Here is an 18786-nt window from a genome sequence, read left to right as displayed (position 1 = left end):
CACGCCCCGTGTACTTTGGGGCGTGTATTTCTTGTTGCCTACAGAAAACATTTTCTCCAACCCAGCGTTGACTCCTTGTTGACTTCGGGTACATCGGAATACTTGAAGATAGTCGTCCTGATCCTCTGCGCCGTGTACTTATACAATTCCCAGCAACACAAAAAAGCCCGCGTCTCTCGCGGGCTTCCCTATTCCAAACCAACTTAAACTTCTTCCCCCGTCCCGATCGGATTATCGTCATACGAGATCCAATCGCTCCAGCTTCCCGGATACAGCCGCACGCTTTTGAACCCGGCCTGCTCCAACGCCAATACGTTCGGCGTCGCGCTCACGCCGGAGCCGCAGTACACGACGATCTCCGCTTCTTTGTCCACGGTCTCGAAGTGTTTCTCCAGTTCCTCCGTGCTTTTGTACGATCCGTCTTCATTAAATAGATCCTTCCAGAAGAAATTGATCGCGCCCGGAATATGGCCGCCGACCTGGTCCATCGTCTCGTTCTGGCCCAGGTAACGGTCGTGAGCACGGGAATCGATCAGCACCGGGGTGAAAAAGACCGTCGGATCGCCGGCCGCGGGGATCACGATGTCCTGCACCGGCACATCGCCGCGCTCGGCCGCCATCTCCTGCTCGACGCCTTCCACGATCTGTTCCGCTTTGATCGTGCCGACGATCCGCTGCACCTCGTTCACGTCCGTTACCAGGTGCTGCTGCACGTTCGGTATGAAAGTCGAAGGCACGCGTACCGCCTGCTTGTCGTCGACCGGGAAGCCGGCTTCTTTCCATGCCGTGAAGCCGCGATCCAGCACCGCCACGTTCTCATGCCCGATCCAGCGCAGCATCCACCACAGCCGCGCCGCGTTCATGCCGCCTTCGTCATCGTAAGCGATAACGCGCGTATCGTTGCCGATGCCGAGCTTCGCGAGTTTCGCGGCGAATTCTTCCGGTTCCGGCAGCGGATGGCGTCCTCCGTGATCGGAAGCCGGAGCGGACAAATCTTTTTTCAAGTCCATATGGATCGCGCCCGGAATATGATCCTGTTCGAAAGCTTCGCGTCCCGCGTCCGGCTGCCCCAAGATGTAACGGCAGTCCACGATCGTCTGCTCCGGCTCGTACAGTCGGGCCAGCAGCCATTTGTTCGATACGATATTTTGCATGGTCGTCTCTCCTTTTTTCTTCTTCCTGTTTCCGATATACACCGTATGTTCGGCAAGCGAAACTTTTCATCAGAATAGCACCTTCGCTGTTTAAAATCCAACATCGCCCTTTTCATAAGCGCAGTCAAAAATTTTTTCGAATTTGTGAACCCTAACGTGATGCTGCACGGTTACTAAAGGTTATGGTATAGTATCTAGTAATACATTCAGGGAGGAGGCAGCAGACTTGGGAAGGCGTTTAACCACACATCATCGTTGACCACCGTTTCTTTGACCTGTCTCTTTCATACGGAACCCGCATTGAAGAGGCGCAGCTGCTTTAAACGTTAAAAATTTACTGGAGGTGAATCCCTCGAACGAGGGAACTTATTGGACCTAATGACGATCGTCAATTTATTGATTCTTGCCGTACTGCTCGCGCTCACCGCATTCTTCGTCGCATCGGAGTTCGCGGTCGTTAAAGTACGGGTATCCCGGCTCGACCAGTTGATCACGGAAGGCAACAAGAAGGCCGTACGGGCCAAGCAGGTCGCTCAAGACCTTGACTACTACCTGTCCGCCTGTCAGCTCGGCATTACCGTAACCGCGCTCGGTCTGGGCGCGATCGGCAAACCTGCCGTCAAGCTGCTTCTCTATCCGGTATTCGAATGGTTGAACGTCTCGGACGCCACGGCTTCCGTCGTCTCCTATGCTATCGCCTTTTTCCTCGTGACGTTCCTGCACGTGGTCGTCGGCGAGATGGCTCCGAAGACGCTGGCGATTCAGTTCGCGGAAAAGATGACGCTGCTGCTCGCTCCTTCGCTGTACTGGTTCGGACGCGTCATGTACCCGTTCATCTGGGCGCTTAACGGCGCGGCGCGCGTGCTGCTTCGGATGTTCGGCGTCAAGCCGGCGGGACACGAAGACGTGTACTCCGAAGACGAGCTGAAAATCATCATGGCGCAGAGTTTTGAAGGCGGCGAGATCAATGAAACCAAGCTTTCGTATATGGAAAACGTGTTTTCGTTCGACGAGCGCGTGGCGCGCGATATCATGGTGCCGCGAACGCAGCTCGTTACCATCGATAAGGACATGGATTACGCGGAATTGATCGCGGTGCTCGATGAGAACAACTATACCCGCTATCCGGTCACCGAAGAAGGCAGCAAAGACCGGATTATCGGAGTCGTCAACGCGAAAAAGATGCTTCCCCACATCATCGCCGGACGCGCGCGCAGGCTGGAAGAATTCATCCGCCGGATTCCGATCGTATCGGAAGCGACGCCGATTCAGGAAACGATGATCAAAATGCAGCAGGAACGCATGCACATCGCGCTCGTCGTCGACGAATACGGCGGTACCGCCGGAATCGTGACGATGGAGGACGTGCTTGAGGAGCTGGTCGGCGAAATTCGCGACGAGTTCGACGCCGACGAGATCGCCGAGATCCGTCAAACGGACGAACGCGAGTATGTCGTCAACGGCCGGGTTCTGCTGGACGAGCTGGAGAAGCGCTTCGGCGTGAAGTTCGAGGAACGCAGCGACACCGATACCATCGGGGGCTGGATTCAACATCGCAAAGGCACCGCGGCTGGCGAAGGCGAGAAGCTGATCGAAAACGGTCACGTTTGGACCATAGTGGAAAAAGACGACCTGCAGATCAAACAGGTGAGACTTAATTACACGGAATAATAAACTTTCCGTTCCTCACCCAGCGAGTGCGACTTAACTATACCGAGCAGTAAAATACGCTCAGTGTCGCACCGGGCAACTCTCGCAGCACCATCGAACAGAAAGTCATCAATCAACCAAATAATCCGAAACTTCTGGAGGTGAATCCCTCTTACGAGGGAATTTATTGGACGGAACAATTGCCTTAAACCTATTTCTGGTCGCCGTGTTTATCGGTCTTACGGCCTTCTTCGTCGGCGCTGAATTCGCGATACTGAAAGTCCGGATGTCGAGACTCGACCAACTGATCGCCGACGGAAACAAAAAAGCCGTCATGGCGAAAAAAGTGGCTCAAGACCTCGACTACTATCTCTCCGCCTGTCAATTGGGCATCACCATCACAGCGCTCGTATTGGGTGCGCTTGGCGAACCGACCGTCGAACGAATGCTCCGACCGGTATTCGAACGCTTTGAAGTATCGGAAGCCGTATCGACCGTATTGTCTTACGGTATCGCCTTGGCGCTCGTCACCTTCTTGCACGTCGTCATCGGCGAGCTTGCGCCGAAGACGCTGGCGATTCAATTTTCCGAAAAAATGACCCTGATGCTCGCGCCGTCGCTGTATCGCTTCGGACGCGTCACGGCTCCGTTTATTCGCCTGCTTAACGGTTCCGCAACGCTGCTGCTTCGCGCATTCGGCGTCAAGCCTGCCGGACACGAATCGGTTCACTCCGAGGAAGAACTGAAATGGCTGGTCGAGCAAAGTTACGAGAGCGGCGAGATCAACAAGACCGAACAGGCTTATCTGCAAAACATCTTTGCTTTCGATGATCGTCAACTGCGCGAGATCATGATCCCGGCGGACAAGATCGTCAAGATCGCCAAAGAAGTTCCGCAGGACGATCTGATCGAAAAACTCAGCGAGCACGAATATACCCGTTATCCGGTAACCAACGGCAATCCCGATGCTTTTATCGGATTCGTGCATAGCAAAGAAGTCCTGACCGCGATCGCGGCGGGACGCGACGGACGGATCGAAGGCTTTATCCACAAGCTGCCTCGGTTCGCGGAGACCGCCACGCTCCGCGAAGTCATGCTCAGCATGCAGCAAAGCCGCGTGCACATGGCTTCCGTAGCCGATACGTCGGGCCGTACGATCGGTCTCGTGACCATGGAAGACATTTTGGAGGAGATCGTCGGCGATATCCGCGACGAGGCAGACGGCGTAAGATTGCCGCTTGCCCCTCTGTAAGATTCTTTTCAACGTTCATTCCACGCAAAGCCCCGGCTTCCGCCTAAACGGAGACCGGGGCTTTTTTGCTTCGACTTCTATTTGGGCCTCCCTACCTTGCTTTTGACGCCGACATCGCGCCGCTGAACGTTTTTCTTTTATTGCTTTGCAGCCGCCAATTTCTCCAAAACCGCTTCGACTTCCGCTCCGGTCACCAGACGGTTCGGTTCGAAAGTATTCGGACTTGTCCCTTGCATGATTTCCTCGGAAGTCGCGTGCGCGATCGCCTTGGCAGCCCAGTACGAGGTCGGCACATCGGTATATGCAGAAGCCGCGTCCGCTTCATCCTCATCGCCCAGCACCCGATCGGCCAGCACCGCCAATTGCGCTCGGGTTACAGCCAGATCAGGCGCAAAACGGTCACCGCCGACGCCTTGCATTACACCTGCCGCAGAAGACTGCCGGATCGCCAAGTCGTGGAAAGAGTCAGCCGTATCCGCGTAGATCGACGTTCCCCGTACTTCTTCCAGATTCAGGCGCTGCGCCAGCACTCTCGCCAAATCTTCGCGCGTTACGGATGCGTCTTTTTCGAGAGTGACGGGACGCGCGAATTGTTGGTTTTTCTGAGCAAACAGCCACTCCAGCATCTCCTTGTCGTTAAACACCGGAACCCACGACCAATGCTTCATTCCGCCGTAAAAACGTCCTGCGTCCATAAACGCGTCGTCGTAGAGGGTCAGCTTCGCGTGCGCCGCGCCCATTTCCGCTAATGCCTGATACGCGAGCGTACTGGTGCGGCTGTCCGTCGTCGGATCGTTTTCGGCATGGACTATCCATACCGGCGTATCGGTAATATCCTTCAATTCCTGCTTGAACGCGTCCACCGACCCTTCGTAATCCGCAATCGTATCCTTAGCCGCAATCGCGATCGCCCCGGCGAACTTATTCGGGTATTGCATCAGAAAACGGAACGTTCCTCCCCCGCCGCTCGAAGGTCCCACCACGTAAATCCGCTGCGGATCGACTTTCCCTTCGGAAACAAGGCGATCAATCAATTCAACTTGTACTTCAAAAAAGTTCTGCATCCGCGTCAGTTCTTCCGTATTATCGTAGATTTTCCAGCCGTAGTTTTCCGGAAATTGTACAGCCAGCACCGACGTATCGTAGCCCGATTCCGTCCAGACCGTCGCTCCCCGATTTTCCGTCAACTGCTTGAAATTATCCGTTCCGACTTCTCCGCCGCCATGCAACCAGACCACAAGCGGTTGCGCCTTCGTACTCTCGGACAGTTTCAGTTGGTAGGTCAGGCTTTCACCGTTCGTTCCCGTAATGTTGCCCGCCTCGAAATCATCCACCGTGCGCGTCTCGACCTCGGACACCTGCTCCGCGCTGAAGGATAGCTCCGGATAACGCTTATTGACGACGGCAAAATCCGATACATAGCCGCCCGGATATTTGAAAGGTTTCACCGTCATCGACAGCACATTGCCGTCTCGCGTCAGTTGGATGCCGTCGTCCTCATACTCTTCCTGCACGATCTCTCCTGCCGCGTTCAGCGGGTAGCCGTCATAGTTGCCCGTGATGTCAAAGTCGGATGCTTGAAGACCCGTATACGAAGAGTTTGCCGGTAAAACCAATTCGAACGATTCGGCCATGCGCCCTGCATCGCCGATATAGGTATGCGCGGTGATTTGAAGCGACTTCGCTGCGGCATTCGTTTCTGCCGCGTTTGCTCCCGGCGTCGCTCCTCCTAAAGGTACGCCGCCTAATGCCAACGCGGCAATCAAGGTTAAGCCTGTTCTCTTTTTCATGTTCATCCCTCCGTTTAAGTATGAATCATCAAGGATCGGACACGCAAAAAAACCCAAACGGCGTCCGCAGAAGAGAGGTTTCTCGTTCTGCCGACCCGATCAGGTTTTGCCCAGCATGCGGTCACAATCCATCATCGTTCTTTTACCGTAACAAAAAATGAAAGCGTAGTCAAAATTATAAGCATGCAAAATGGGATAAAACGTATCGTTTATCGGATTTCTGTTCGCGCGTACGCTCATTTTGGGTAATAGAGTTACTGAGGTTCTTTCCTGGCAATTTGTTCGCTGCAGCCGATCTTTTCGCATATCGAGCTGATCAAGAACATCATCCTACTCCGGGTCACGCTTAGAAGGGCAAGTTTGACTTTACACCTGCCTAGGCCCTATATTTTTGATTAGAATGTTTATTGGTGAATTATGGCATGTACGCCGCAGAATCTTGTCCGAATCTCATGTTCGCATTCCATTTTCCAAGGAGGTCAATACGTATGATCGCAAAGGACACGTTTGAAAAAGAATGGAGCGCCGAGGAAGTCGCGCAGATGCTCGAGGAGCACCGCGCTTTTTACGACACTGACCGCACGCGCAGTTATAAATTCCGCATCCGTCGCTTGGACAAGCTGAAGGCGGCGATCCAACGTTACGAGCCGGCCTTGCTCGAAGCGCTGCAGGCCGATCTGGGCAAACCCGCTTTCGAAGCGTATTCGACCGAAATCGGATTTGTGCTGAACAGCATTTCCGAAATTTCGAAAGAACTCTACCGGTGGTCCAAACCGCAGCGCGTAGCGACCCCGCTCTCGCTCGCAGGAGCCAGCAGCTTCGTGATCAACGAACCGCACGGCACCGTGCTGATCATCGGGCCGTTCAACTACCCGTTCCAGCTCGTGCTCGAACCGCTGGTCGGCGCGATCGCGACAGGCAACTGCGCCGTGATCAAAATGTCCGACAGCACGCCTAACGTGTCGCGCGTCGTGAAACAACTGATCGGCGACGTGTTCGAAGAGCATTACGTGCGCGTGCTGGACGGCGGCAAAGATACGGTGACCGCGCTGATCAACTCGCCGTTCGATTACATCTTCTTCACGGGCAGCACCGAAGTGGGCCGCATCGTGGGCGAAGCGGCGGCCAAGCAGCTGATCCCGTACACGCTGGAACTGGGCGGCAAAAGCCCGGCGATCGTCGACAAGCATGCGGATATCCGCATGGCGGCCAAACGCATCATTTGGGGCAAGCTGGTCAACGCCGGTCAGACCTGCATCGCGCCGGATTACGTGCTTGTCCATGAAAGCAAAAAAATCCAGCTGCTGATCGCCTTGAAAAACGCGATTCGCGAATTCCTCGGCGAAGACATGTGGAGCAGCCCGGACTTCGGCCGGATCGTCAACGAACGCCACTTCGACCGTCTGACCGAGATCTTGGAAAAAGACAAGGACAGCATCGTATTCGGCGGAAACGGCGATCGCGACACCAAGTTCATCGAACCGACGCTGCTGGATATCGATTCGTGGGACGCGGCAAGCATGCAGGAAGAGCTGTTCGGACCGATCCTTCCCGTCCTGACTTACGAAGACATCGAAGAAGCGATCCGTCTGGTCAACAAGCATCCGCGTCCGCTGTCGCTCTATCTGTTCACGACCGACGAGCAGGTACAGGACCGCGTGCTGGAAAAAATCCCGTTCGGCGGCGGCTGCATCAACGACACGCTGCTGCATGTCTCGAACCCGAACCTGCCGTTCGGCGGTACCGGAGCTTCCGGCACCGGCTCGTATCACGGCGTTCACAGCCTGCGCACGTTCTCCCATCAAAAGAGCATCCTCAAACGCGCCTCCGCGGAAAGCGGAACGACGCTGATCTTCCCTCCTTACGGCGAAGAACAGATGGCTCTGATCAAAAAGATGCTGAAATAACAGTTTGAATAAAAGAACCGAAGCCTCGGCTCAATCAAGCCGCTTTCCCGATCCATCGGTCGGGAAGGCGGCTTTTTATGTTCATCTGCCCGACGCCGAGCTGCAACCTTTTCCAAAACCCGTACGTCTGGAGCAGTAAGAATCACAATCGAAGCGGAATATTCGCAGCCTGTATCTTGCGCCCCGTTCCGCCACATCCAAGGAGGTCATCGAAATGAATAAAAAAGCAATCTCTTCCGTACTCGCCGCATCCGTCTTGTCCCTGTCGCTCGGCGGTCAGCTCTTCGCGGCAAGTACCGGATTCGGCGATCTGAACGGCGTAACCGGACAGGAGAAAATCGAAGCGCTCAAAAAAGACGGACGGGTCAAAGGAGTGAGTTCCGTGTCTTTCAATCCGGAAGCCGTACTGACTAACGCGCAGGGCGTTCAATTCATTGCAAGCGGTCTTCAACTAAGCCTTGCCGCGATCACGTTCGAAGCCGGCAAAGTGCCTACGGCACATGATCTGTTCCCGGCCGCCGACGACGAGGCATGGTACGCCGATGCTTTCGTCAATGCGCACTTCAACGGCGTGGAGCTTCCCGAATCGATCGATCCTTCCGCTTCCATGACCAAAGAAGCCTATACGCATTATCTGATGCAGGCGATGGAGAAGGCAGGCAATCTGCCTTTGATCAATATCAAGCCGCGCGAGATTGCCGACGAAGCGGATTTGACCGTCGACTATCAAGGTTCGATTCAACGGGCGCTTGTTCGCGGGATCGCGAAGTTGGACGCGAACGGAGAATTCCATCCGAAAGACGAGATTACGCGCGCGGAGGCGGCGGTGATGTTGTATGACGCAATCGAGTTCCTCCGGGGAAAGCTCGCTTAGGGGGCTGCGGGAGAAATTCGTTCAGGACGCTGTCTCGCTTGGAAAGCCTGCGGCTTTTCAAGCTCAAAGGCGTCCTTTACTGAATTTCTCCCTTCGCCCATTAGCTCGCTCTGGGTTTTGGGTAGGAAAGGCAGCACAAAAAGGCTCCTTCGGGGAGCCTTTTTCAGTTCAAGCGTATCCTTTCGTTCGGCTTATAGTTCGCCTACGGCTTCCAAGGACGCTTTCAATTGATCGTCCAGGCGTTTGCGGAACAGGTTCCAGTGTTCTTGGTCGACATCCAAGGCTTCGGGGCCGTAGTCTTCGGCGATTTGGATGTGGACATGACGGTCGTTGACTTCGCCGAGTTGTTTTTGGACCTGCTTGAAGCGTTCCGCGTCTTCGGCGTGTTTGGCATCCAAAGCGAAAGAAGCGGCTTCCGCGGTGTAACGGCTGCGTTTGGCGGCAATGCGCACCTGATGCAGGGTTTCCAACGCTTGTTCGCTGTACAGGCCTTCGCGATCGGATGTGACTTGGTAGATGTGGCGGCGTTTGCGGTAATCGTCTTTCAATTCGCGCACGCTGCGGCGGACGTCGGCTTGAGCGGCCAGTTCCGGCAGGTCGTCTTTCAGGAACGTCTTCCACTTTTTGTCCAACTTGTTGTTGACGATTTTGGGCAGTTTGCGGCTCAGCTTTTTGCGTTGATCTTTGCGTTCGCCTTTTTCCAGCTTCGCCATTCGCTTGAACAGCTTGGCTTCGTCGTTGCGGTCTTCCGACTCGGCTTCTTTGCGGAGCGCTTTGAACTCGCCGATCAGCACGTCCGCGTCGCGTACCCGGCCGAAGCGCTTTTGCGCTTTTTTGATCAACGGATATAAACCGGTCTCTCCGTCGGGATCAAGCACTTGTAATAGCGTCAGCAGCTTGCGCGCGCTGACCCGTGCTTGGTGCACATCTTCTTCGTCGTAGTCCTTTAACGCGTCCCGGCTGCGTTTGCGGAATTCCGTATAGAGTTCTTGCAGCGCTTCATGCCATTGCTCGGCCAACTCCGCCGTCGCTACCGCTTCGCTTTGCTCCCGTTCGTTTCCCATAGGTCGATCCGACTCCTTTTCGATAAACTCCCTCTGCTTTCTTTTCCCGCTGTCTATCTGTATCATTACCCGAAAAAGATTGGGACGCGACGATATTCCTTCATAAACTTCGGTTAATCAAATCGGGTCATCAGCCGAGGCTCGACCCCGGGCAAAGGGTTGGCGCCACGGCGCTATCGCGATGGCGGAAATCGACGCCGCGTTCGCCGTGCATGTATCGGTCGCGGCATTCGGACGGAAAAAACGGTTGTTTGCGAAAAAGCCAGCGGAAGGTACGAGCGGATCGGTTGATGAACGGGCGACGTTCGGGGAAAGCCAAACCGCATTGACGCATCGGCCCTCTGAGGAGGGCTTTTCGTCGCTGCCGAGTGCGGACGAAGTCAACGGATACTCAGGCATACATTTTCGTTGATCGGCCATTCAAGATCGGAAAGGTTAAGAGCGGAGCGGGACAAATGCCGGGCCGCGATCGGTTCGCTCCGGAAGTCGTAGCCGTCCCAAAGATTCCAGATTTCGATCTGCGTGCCCGGTTCCAGCCCGGATATGTAGGTCCATAGCGTAGCCGAGAAATCGTATTCCGCTTCAAGGCTGTAAATATGCGTGCGACGGGTGAGCGGCTGCAAACTTCTGGGGAAAATCGGGCTTTTTTTCAAAGAAAAATCGTTGATTGCATGAGGGTCGGGGGCATACATAACAGTCTTATCGGGGTTCATCTCTTCCCACGGAAGATGTCCGGCGGGGATGCCGAGGTCCATCATTTCGCGTACGGTCGCGAGCCGGTAACCGGTCGGTTCGACTTCGGGAATGGGACGATCGGCCGTTATCCATTGAATAAAGCTTATTTCATTCGCCTCGCTTTCTCGGTTTCGGTTGCTGTTATTATAACCAAAAGCACGGCTTCCTTAACCGCCCCCGCGGAAGGAAACCGTGCTTTTTGATAAAAACGCCGTCAAGTCGAGGACGTTGCGCCGTTATTTTTCGCGAATGACGATCTTGCCTTTCGCATGATGGCTTTCGCTTTTGGCATGCGCATCGCGCACGCCCTGCTCGTTCAACCAATAGGTCGAATCGATGACCGGCTTCAGCTCGCCTTTTTTGATCAGCTCGGCCAGCTTCTCCAACTGTTCCCCTTTCGGCTCCATCATGAAGTGCGCCGTATGGATGCCGAGGTCTTTGGCCAGGCTTTCGTCGGGCTTTTCCAAAATCGAGACCAGATGGCCGCCGGGCTTCAGCACCTTGAAGCTTTTATGCTGAATATCGCCGCCCATCGTGTCGAGTACCATATCGTAATCCGAGAGCACCTCGGAAAAGTCTTCTTTTTTATAATTGATAAAACGGTCTACGCCGAGCGATTTCAGAAGTTCTTCGTTCTCCGCGCTTGCCGTCGATGCGACTGTCGCGCCTAAATGCTTGGCAATCTGGATCGCCATGGTGCCGACTCCTCCCGCCCCCGCGTGGATCAGCACTTTATCGCCTGCTTTCACTTTTCCGTGATCCACCAGCGCCTGCCACGCCGTCAGACCCGCCAAAGGAACCGCGGCCGCTTCTTCGTAACTTAGGTTTTCCGGTTTTTTCACGACGACGTCCGCATCCACGGCTACATACTGCGCGTAGGTTCCGAATACCCGCGGACGGGCAAATACCGGATCTCGCGGTTTGAAGCGGCTCACGTTATCGCCGACTTCTTTTACGATCCCCGCGACGTCTCCGCCGAGAATCAGGGGAAACTCGCCGGCAGCTTCTCCCATCGCGCCTTCCCGAATTTTCGTGTCGACCGGATTCACCGATGTCGCATACAGCTTGATCAGGATCTGGTTCGCATCGATCTTAGGTTCGGGCACGCTCTGTTCATGCAGCTTGTCAGGTCCGCCAAACTCCTCAATTACGATTGCTTTCAAATACATCCTCACCTTTCTGTAGCAGGTTGGCCTTGCTTCCAATGCTATTACCCAAGCCGTTCCGAACAGACCCTTCTCCTTGCCCGATTTCATGCTTTCGACGTATAAAAAGAGTTCGAATAGGCTTGTTTCAGCGCTGTCAAGCCGCAAACGGGAGCCTTAAGGACCGCGCCCAAAGCCGAATCGGTAGATCTGTACGCAAAGCCGGACCATGCCAAAAAAGACGGATGCGCATCGATCCTGAGCGCACCCGTCTTGGTCTTCGCGATGATTCAAAGTTGGTCAAACTGCTAGTTTCGGCGGCGTTCCAGTACCACGACGTCGTAAGGTTGAAGCTCAAGTTCGCCGCCTACCTGCTCGCCCGTCTCGAGATCGCGGTAGATCCGCTGATCCAGAGGGAACGTGACCGCTTCGGGACGATAGTTTTGCACGAACACGAAATCGGCTTCGCCGTTCGTGCGCAGGTTGACCGAAGTTCCTTGCGGCAAGCTCGTATCGAGCGCGCGGGCGACGCCTGCTTTTTGAACCACCCCGGCATAGAAATCATCATGGAACGATCCGTCGGTTCGAGCCGCGATATAGTAAGCTTCGCCTTCGCCGAATTGATTCACGGTCAGCGCCGGGCGCCCCGCATAGAAATCGGAAGCATACTCGCCCAGACTTTCCGCGCCTTCCAGATGAATCAGATCGCAGATTTCGGAAATCTCGTACTCGCCCGACAGCCCCAATGATCCAGAACCGTTCAAACGCAAAGCGTTCCGATCCCGGTCATGCAGGCCTTCCAACTCTTCGGACCAAATGCCCAGCACTTTGCGCAATGGCCCAGGGAATCCGCCCAAGAAGCACAGGTCGGTCTCGTTCACGATGCCCGACCAATACGTGACCACTAAAGTGCCGCCGTTTTCGACGAACTTTTCCAACCTCTCCCCTACACCTTCGCGTACCATGTACAGCATCGGAGCCACGATCAACTTATACTTGGAAAAATCGACATCCATGCTGATCACGTCCGTCGGCACGCCGAGCTTCCACAGCGCTTCGTGATGCTTTTGCGCGGTTTCTTCATAGTTGACGCCTTTGTTGCGCGGGCCTTGCGAATCGTTGACCGCCCAGCGATTTTCCCAATCGAAGATCACGGCGGCTTCCGCAGGCACGGACGTGCCGACGATCCGGTCCATGCCTTCGAGCGCCCGGCCCACGTCCGTCACGTCCGAGAACACGCGGGTATGTTCGTGGCCGACATGATCGACGACCGCGCCGTGCAGCTTTTCGCTTGATCCCCGGCTTTTGCGCCATTGAAAATACTGCACGCTGTCCGAACCGTGCGCGACCGCTTGCAGCGACGACAGCAGGTGCATGCCCGGACGCTTGAGCTTGCTCACGTCCTGCCAGTTGGTCAAGCTCGGCGTGCTCTCCATCAGCAGGAAAGGACGGCCGCCTTTGATCGAGCGCACGATATCGTGCATCATGGCAATCTTAGCTGCTTGATTGGAATCGTCGTCGGCGTCATGCCACGTCGGATAACTGTCCCACGACACGAAATCGAGCGCGTCGGCGAACTTCCAGTAATCCAATCCTGCGTAAAACTCCATAAAGTTGGTCGTTACCGGAAGATCGGGATTGATCTCGCGCAGCGGCGCCGTCTCGTGATTGATAAAATCGACCGTGCGCTGCGTGATGAACCGGCGCCAGTCCAGATTCATCGCATGCACCTGCGTCTCGCCGTGCGGCGCCGGCGATTCGACCTGCGACCAGTCCGTTACCGTATGGCTCCAGAACGTCGTCCACCACGCATGGTTCAGTTCGTCCAGCGTACCGTACTTGTTTTGCACGAATTTGCGGAACTCCGCTTGGCACAATTCGCAATGGCAGTCGCCGCCGAATTCGTTGGAAATATGCCACCCGATAACCGCCGGATGATCCGAATACCGCTCCGCTAACTTGCGGTTGATGATCCCCGTCTTCTCGCGGTACGCGGGCGACGTCGGACAATGGTTGTGCCGGAAGCCGAACAGATTACGGACGCGGTTCTGCTCGGTACGCAGCACTTCGGGATACTTTTGCGCGAGCCAAGCCGGACGCGCCGCGCTCGGCGTCGCCAGCAGCGCATAGATGCCGTTCGCCGCGAAGCGGTCCAGCACCTGATCCATCCATTCGAACGTGAACACGCCTTCTTCCGGTTCAAGCATCGCCCACGAGAAAATGCCGACGGACATGACATTGCACTTCGCTAATTTCATCAAACGAATATCTTCTTCCAACACTTCCGGATAACGGAGCCACTGCTCCGGATTATAGTCGGCTCCATGCAGCATATGAGGCACCTTTTCGCTCACGGGCGGGTAAACATACGTCAATGTTGTCACTCTCCTTAAGATGGTGGGGATGGCGGTTGGTTGGCGCTGCGGACAAAGGGGGCTTCGATCGCTGTTGAAAATGGATTCCCCTTGATTGTGTAAAACATTGCTGGGGGTAGGGAATCCATTTTAGCGTATGCTTCCGATGTGACTTTCCTCCGGAAAGTCTTTAAGGCGAGCGCTGGCGCTTCTTCGCCTCCCTTTGTCCTCCGCTTGGGCAACCGCCGGGGTGGGGGTGTAGAAGGTCAAGAACAAAAGAACAAGGGCAAAATCACAAAATCATTCGAGTTTATAAGGTTCGCTTTATTTCTAACAATATCCTTTACCTTTAACATCATCCCTGATTCATCTTCAATAGTTATTGCAAAACCAGCTGTTGTTCGCCTGTCTCTGGCGAACAACAGCCCTACCCCTCCCTTAGAGGCGAGGGGCAGGGCTAAACCGAGTCCAAGGGTTTCCGGCGCGTCCTTTGCAAAAGCAGCGCGCGCGTGCGTACCAGCGGAGGGGTGAAGGGATCGAGGATCGCCTTTGAACGCCAGTGAGACAGCGACCGCAGACCCTTCACCCCGCAGCGCCCCCGTACGCATGAACCCCGCGCTCTCCTTTTGCGAAGGCAAGCGCGGAATCCCGAGCGACGATCGGTCAGCCTTTCACCGAGCCCACCGTCATGCCTTTAACGAAATATTTTTGCAAAAACGGATACACGATCAGGATCGGCGCGCTGCCGATAAAGATCTGGGCGGCTTTGACGGTCGTTTGCGAAATGAGTTCCATTTCTTTCGGATTCACGCTCATGGAGCTCATGTCCTGCTGGATGATGACCGTTTGCAGGAACGTCGCCAGCGGGAAGTCTTTGGCGTTGTTCAGGTACAGCAGGCCGTCGAACCAGGAGTTCCAGTGGAAAACCATGCTGAACAGCGCGACCGTGGCGATCGAAGGCAGCGAGATCGGCAGGAAGATGCGGAACAAGGTGCGGAAATGTCCGGCTCCGTCCATCAGTGCCGCTTCTTCCAACTCTTTGGGAATGCCGCGGAAGAAATTCAGCATCAGAATGACGAGGAACGTGTTGACCGCGCCCGGCAGAACCAATACCCAGAACGAGTTGATCAGTCCGATTTTTTGGATGACGATGTAGAACGGAACCAATCCGCCGTTGAAGATCATGCTGAACACGAAAATCCACGAGTAGATATTGCGGCCTTTGAACACGTTGTTTTCTTTGGACAACGCGTAGGAAGCCAGGAAGGTGATCAGCAGCGTGATCGCCGTGCCGACGACGGTACGCATGACCGATACCCATAACGAGTGCAGGAACAGCGGATTGGCGGCCGTTTTTTTATAAGCTTCGAGCGAGAAACCGACCGGCCACAGACTGACCAGATTGGCGTCGGCCGCCGCTTTGCTGCTGAACGATACGGCCAGCACGTGCACGAGCGGAATGATGCACAAGACGGCAAGGAAGATCAGAAAAATCGTATTGAAGACGTTGAATATGCGATAGCCTGTCGTTTTATGATACATAGAGTTCCCTCTTTCCCCGGAGGACGGCCGCGCGGCTGCGCGGCATCCGGATTAGAAAATGCGATACCCGGCCCATTTGTAGGCCAGACGGTACGAGATCAGGATCAAGACCATGCTTATGACCGATTTGAACAATCCGATCGCGGTACCGAAGCCCATTTCCCCGTTGAGAATGGCGGTACGGTACACGAAGGTGTCGATGATGTCGCCTTTTTCGTATACCAGCGGATTGTACAGGTTGAAGATTTGGTCGAAGCCCGCGTTGAGCACGTTGCCGAGCGCGAGCGTGCCGACGACCATTAAGATCGGGATCAGCGAAGGAACGGTAATGTGCAGCGTCTGCTTCAAGCGGGTCGCGCCGTCGATCTCGGCCGCTTCGTACTGCGACGGGTCGATGCCCGCGAGCGCGGCGAGGAAGATGATCGTGCTGTAGCCGAATTCTTTCCAAATATCCGACACGATGACCGTGAAGCGGAACCAATCGTTGTCGCCGAGGAAGAAGTACGGGCCGAGTCCGAAAACGCCGAGAACCCGGTTGACCAGACCGCCCGTTGCCAGAAGGTCGATCAGGATGCCGCCGAGGATGACCCACGATAGAAAATGAGGCAGATAAACGAGCGTCTGAATGCCGCGCTGAAGCGCCGTTTTGCGAATTTCATTCAGCAGAATGGCGAACAAGAACGGAACGATCAGGTTGAAGACTAATTTCAAAACGGCGATAAACAGCGTATTCCAGATGACCTGAACGCTGTCTTCGCGCTCGAACAAATAACGGAAGTTGTCCAGTCCGACCCATTCGGAACCGCTGATCCCCAGCCAGGGCTTGTAATCCTGGAACGCCATCACGATCCCGCCCATCGGGATGTAGCTGAAGATGATCAGGAAGATCATCGCCGGCAGCAGCATCACGTGGAACGGCCAGGTTTTTTTTAATGTTTTCAAACGCTTCTCCTCCTTCGACTGCTGAAAAAGGGCATGGGAAAGCAAAGGCCGCAGGGAAGATCTCCCCCTGCCGCCTTCGATTTCCGCGGCTGCCGCAGAACGCTTTGATGTTTATTGACGGTTCCGCGCCGCGTTCGGCTCGAGTTTTTCAAAACCATGCGAGCCGAACGATCGCGGATCGAAGCTTATTGTTTGACTTGGTCGTACCAAGCATTGACTTCCGTCGTGATCTGGTCGCCGCCGCCTGCTTTCCATGTGCTTACGAATTCGTCGAAAGCGTCCGTCGTTTTTTTGCCGTAGATGATTTCGTTGAACGTTTGGTTTTCCATCTTGTTGAGATAGTCCATTTTGCTCTTCATCGTTTCGGTCGTCGGACCGGTGAACATGTTTTTGTAGGAGATGTCATCCTGCTTCAAGATGACTTGGGCGGCAGCCGGCGTTTCTTTGCCGTAGTTGACCGCCACGTCTTTTTCCAGCTTGGTCTTCGGCTCGTTGCCTTCGGCCAGGCTTTGCAGGGCTTTCATCTGCGCGTCCGGAATACGGGCGCCGTCGCGGACGAGCAGGTAGCGCACGACGTTCACGTAACCGCCGTCGATCTCTTCGATCGGAAGCTGTTTGCCGTCGGCATCAAGCTGGTAATCGTACCCCGCGAACAATCCGTTGTCGTATTGGCTGCCCGGTTCCGGGTTGGCGTAGTTGTCGAACAAATAGTTTTGGTACGTGAAGAACGCTTCAGGATGTTCCATGCCTTTTTTGATCAGCGTCACGCCGTTGGTGAACTGCGTGCCGTGTCTCATCGCTTTGCCGTCCGGTCCGGCCGGGATTTCGATCGGTGCCCAGACCGCGTCAGGCGCGTTTTGCACCGTATCTTTGAGCGGCCAGCCGCTCATCCAGTACGGTCCCGGAATGATGCCCGCCGTACCCGCGACCGCAGGTTCCGCCGTTTTGTTTTCGTCCCACAGCGCGGCTTCCTGAGGAATGTAGCCTTTTTTCAGCCAATCGCTCAGCTTTTGCAGGCCTTCCTTCATGCCCGGCTCAGTCGAACCGTAGACCAGTTTGCCGTCCGCGCCGACGTTCCACTGCTGAGGCAGCGTACCGTACGCGCCGAAGATCCAGGAAGGATCGCCCATCCACGTGTTCATCGACGTTTTGAAGCCGATGCTGAGCGGAACGACTTGATCCGGGGACAATCCGTCCGGATTTTGGTTTTTGAACGCGTCCATGACTTTTTCCATCTCGTCGATCGTTTTCGGAGCTTTCAGGTTCAGCTTGTCCAGCCAGTCCTGACGAATCCAGAGCAGGTAGTCGTGGTTGTAGGCGTAATCGAGTACCGGAATCCCCATCTTTTTGCCGTCGCGCATGTAGGCGTTCCAGACGTTAGGATCTTGATCCATCGCGGATTTCCAGGTGTCGGACGCGTACTTGTCGAACAACGGTCCGACTTCTTCGTACATGCCGGAATCGATCAGGTCCTGCGCGATTTGGTTGTCGGCGGTGCCGATCGTCAGGATGTCCGGCATTTCTTGTCCGGAGGACATGGCGAGACGCAGCTTGGTGCCGAACGCGCCGTTGGTGTCGGTGACGGACCAGAGCGACTTGATGTCGATGCCGAATTGGTCTTTGGCCCATTTGGTCGCGACGCTGTTTTCGATCGTTTCGCCGTTTTTGAACGTCAGGGTCGGATCGACGCCCCAAGCGGTCGAGATCGTGACGGGCGGATCGTATTTTTCTTTGTATACGTTTTCAGCGCTCGGCGCCGTGCTTGCCGCGCTTTCATCTGCTTTGCCTCCGCCGGAGCAGCCTGCGAGTGTCGTAGCCAGCATCGCGCCGGCAGCCAGAAGCGGCAGCCATTTTTTGCGGGATATCGCTTTCATGTTGTTTCCCCCTTGTTTCGTCTACCTTGCCTCTTTATTATAGGGGCGGATCGCGGGGCGGCCTATGTCGCGATTGCAACATTCCTGCACCTTTGGCAAGCAAGGTGAGAAATGATTGTTGCGGTTTACCAAGTTCGGAGCGAGTGCAGCAGCCACTCAAAAGAAAGCAACTTCCGCGCAAATTTTCGAGAGGCGGTTGTAACGGATCGCATATCCGTTACCCGTCTTTTTTGCTCGCTTTTGCGAACGTAACGGATCGTGGAGACACTTAGAAGCCGAAATGCAATAAAACCAGTGGGAAAATCGACTTTTTATCCTGCTAAGTGTTGTCTCGATCCGTTAAAAATATGGAACCTTTGATTTTTGGCTTTAAGCATCATGTCGATCCGTTAGAAGCGGGACGGAAGAGAACATGCGAAGTTGAAGGTTGTTGTTTGCATGTTTGAAGGCAAGACCGTCGTTGAAACAATGGGCGGCGAAGAAAAGGATGTGCCCTCCTTTTC

The 18786-nt window shown here is 55.0% G+C and carries 14 protein-coding genes; 4 read left to right on the top strand and 10 right to left on the bottom strand.

The genetic code is table 11. The annotated features are described in order from the left end of the window. Positions 1–203 precede the first annotated feature (203 nt). On the bottom strand, positions 204–1154 hold the full coding sequence (locus tag HRQ63_RS13445; protein WP_172244482.1) for a sulfurtransferase: 951 nt from the start codon (positions 1152–1154) through the stop codon (positions 204–206). 369 nt (positions 1155–1523) lie between these two features. Between HRQ63_RS13445 and HRQ63_RS13440 the strand changes: the two genes are divergently transcribed. After that, complete coding sequence (locus HRQ63_RS13440) at positions 1524–2825, top strand: hemolysin family protein (protein WP_172244480.1); 1302 nt, start codon at positions 1524–1526, stop codon at positions 2823–2825. 166 nt (positions 2826–2991) lie between these two features. Further along, positions 2992–4056, top strand: a complete 1065-nt coding sequence (locus HRQ63_RS13435) for a hemolysin family protein (RefSeq protein WP_172244478.1) — start codon at positions 2992–2994, stop codon at positions 4054–4056. Positions 4057–4193: 137 nt separating this feature from the next. Here the strand turns inward: HRQ63_RS13435 and HRQ63_RS13430 are convergent, their stop codons facing one another. Further along, complete coding sequence (locus HRQ63_RS13430; protein ID WP_172244476.1) at positions 4194–5846, bottom strand: S-layer homology domain-containing protein; 1653 nt, start codon at positions 5844–5846, stop codon at positions 4194–4196. Positions 5847–6334: 488 nt separating this feature from the next. Between HRQ63_RS13430 and HRQ63_RS13425 the strand changes: the two genes are divergently transcribed. Continuing rightward, positions 6335–7753: an aldehyde dehydrogenase gene (locus HRQ63_RS13425; protein ID WP_172244474.1), complete on the top strand. Its 1419-nt coding sequence runs from the start codon at positions 6335–6337 to the stop codon at positions 7751–7753. A 214-nt stretch (positions 7754–7967) separates the two neighbouring features. Then, on the top strand, positions 7968–8627 hold the full coding sequence (locus tag HRQ63_RS13420; protein WP_216673930.1) for an S-layer homology domain-containing protein: 660 nt from the start codon (positions 7968–7970) through the stop codon (positions 8625–8627). A 191-nt stretch (positions 8628–8818) separates the two neighbouring features. Here the strand turns inward: HRQ63_RS13420 and HRQ63_RS13415 are convergent, their stop codons facing one another. From HRQ63_RS13415 to HRQ63_RS13380, 8 genes are all read right to left on the bottom strand, one after another. Continuing rightward, positions 8819–9691 (bottom strand): CHAD domain-containing protein, encoded by an 873-nt coding sequence (locus tag HRQ63_RS13415; protein WP_172244472.1) that lies wholly within the window; start codon positions 9689–9691, stop codon positions 8819–8821. Positions 9692–10071: 380 nt separating this feature from the next. Further along, the gene (locus HRQ63_RS13410; RefSeq protein ID WP_172244470.1) at positions 10072–10314 is read right to left on the bottom strand and encodes a hypothetical protein; all 243 of its coding nucleotides are present in this window, start codon (positions 10312–10314) and stop codon (positions 10072–10074) included. Positions 10315–10662: 348 nt separating this feature from the next. Continuing rightward, on the bottom strand, positions 10663–11589 hold the full coding sequence (locus HRQ63_RS13405) for an NADP-dependent oxidoreductase (protein WP_172244468.1): 927 nt from the start codon (positions 11587–11589) through the stop codon (positions 10663–10665). 290 nt (positions 11590–11879) lie between these two features. Beyond that, positions 11880–13946 (bottom strand): beta-galactosidase, encoded by a 2067-nt coding sequence (locus HRQ63_RS13400; RefSeq protein ID WP_443096431.1) that lies wholly within the window; start codon positions 13944–13946, stop codon positions 11880–11882. A 245-nt stretch (positions 13947–14191) separates the two neighbouring features. Continuing rightward, positions 14192–14533 carry a hypothetical protein gene (locus HRQ63_RS13395; RefSeq protein ID WP_172244466.1) on the bottom strand — a complete coding sequence of 114 codons (342 nt, stop codon included), beginning with the start codon at positions 14531–14533 and terminating at the stop codon, positions 14192–14194. 55 nt (positions 14534–14588) lie between these two features. Next, the gene (locus HRQ63_RS13390) at positions 14589–15467 is read right to left on the bottom strand and encodes a carbohydrate ABC transporter permease (protein ID WP_172244464.1); all 879 of its coding nucleotides are present in this window, start codon (positions 15465–15467) and stop codon (positions 14589–14591) included. 51 nt (positions 15468–15518) lie between these two features. Further along, the gene (locus HRQ63_RS13385; RefSeq protein ID WP_172244462.1) at positions 15519–16409 is read right to left on the bottom strand and encodes an ABC transporter permease; all 891 of its coding nucleotides are present in this window, start codon (positions 16407–16409) and stop codon (positions 15519–15521) included. Between the two features lie 185 nt (positions 16410–16594). Beyond that, positions 16595–18283, bottom strand: a complete 1689-nt coding sequence (locus tag HRQ63_RS13380) for a type 2 periplasmic-binding domain-containing protein (RefSeq protein WP_172244460.1) — start codon at positions 18281–18283, stop codon at positions 16595–16597. Positions 18284–18786: the final 503 nt, after the last annotated feature.

Source organism: Saccharibacillus endophyticus (assembly GCF_013185185.1).
GTDB classification, from domain to species: Bacteria; Bacillota; Bacilli; order Paenibacillales; family Paenibacillaceae; genus Saccharibacillus; species Saccharibacillus endophyticus.
Note: the sequence above shows the minus strand (reverse complement) of the source record. Positions and strands in the feature narration are given on the sequence as shown.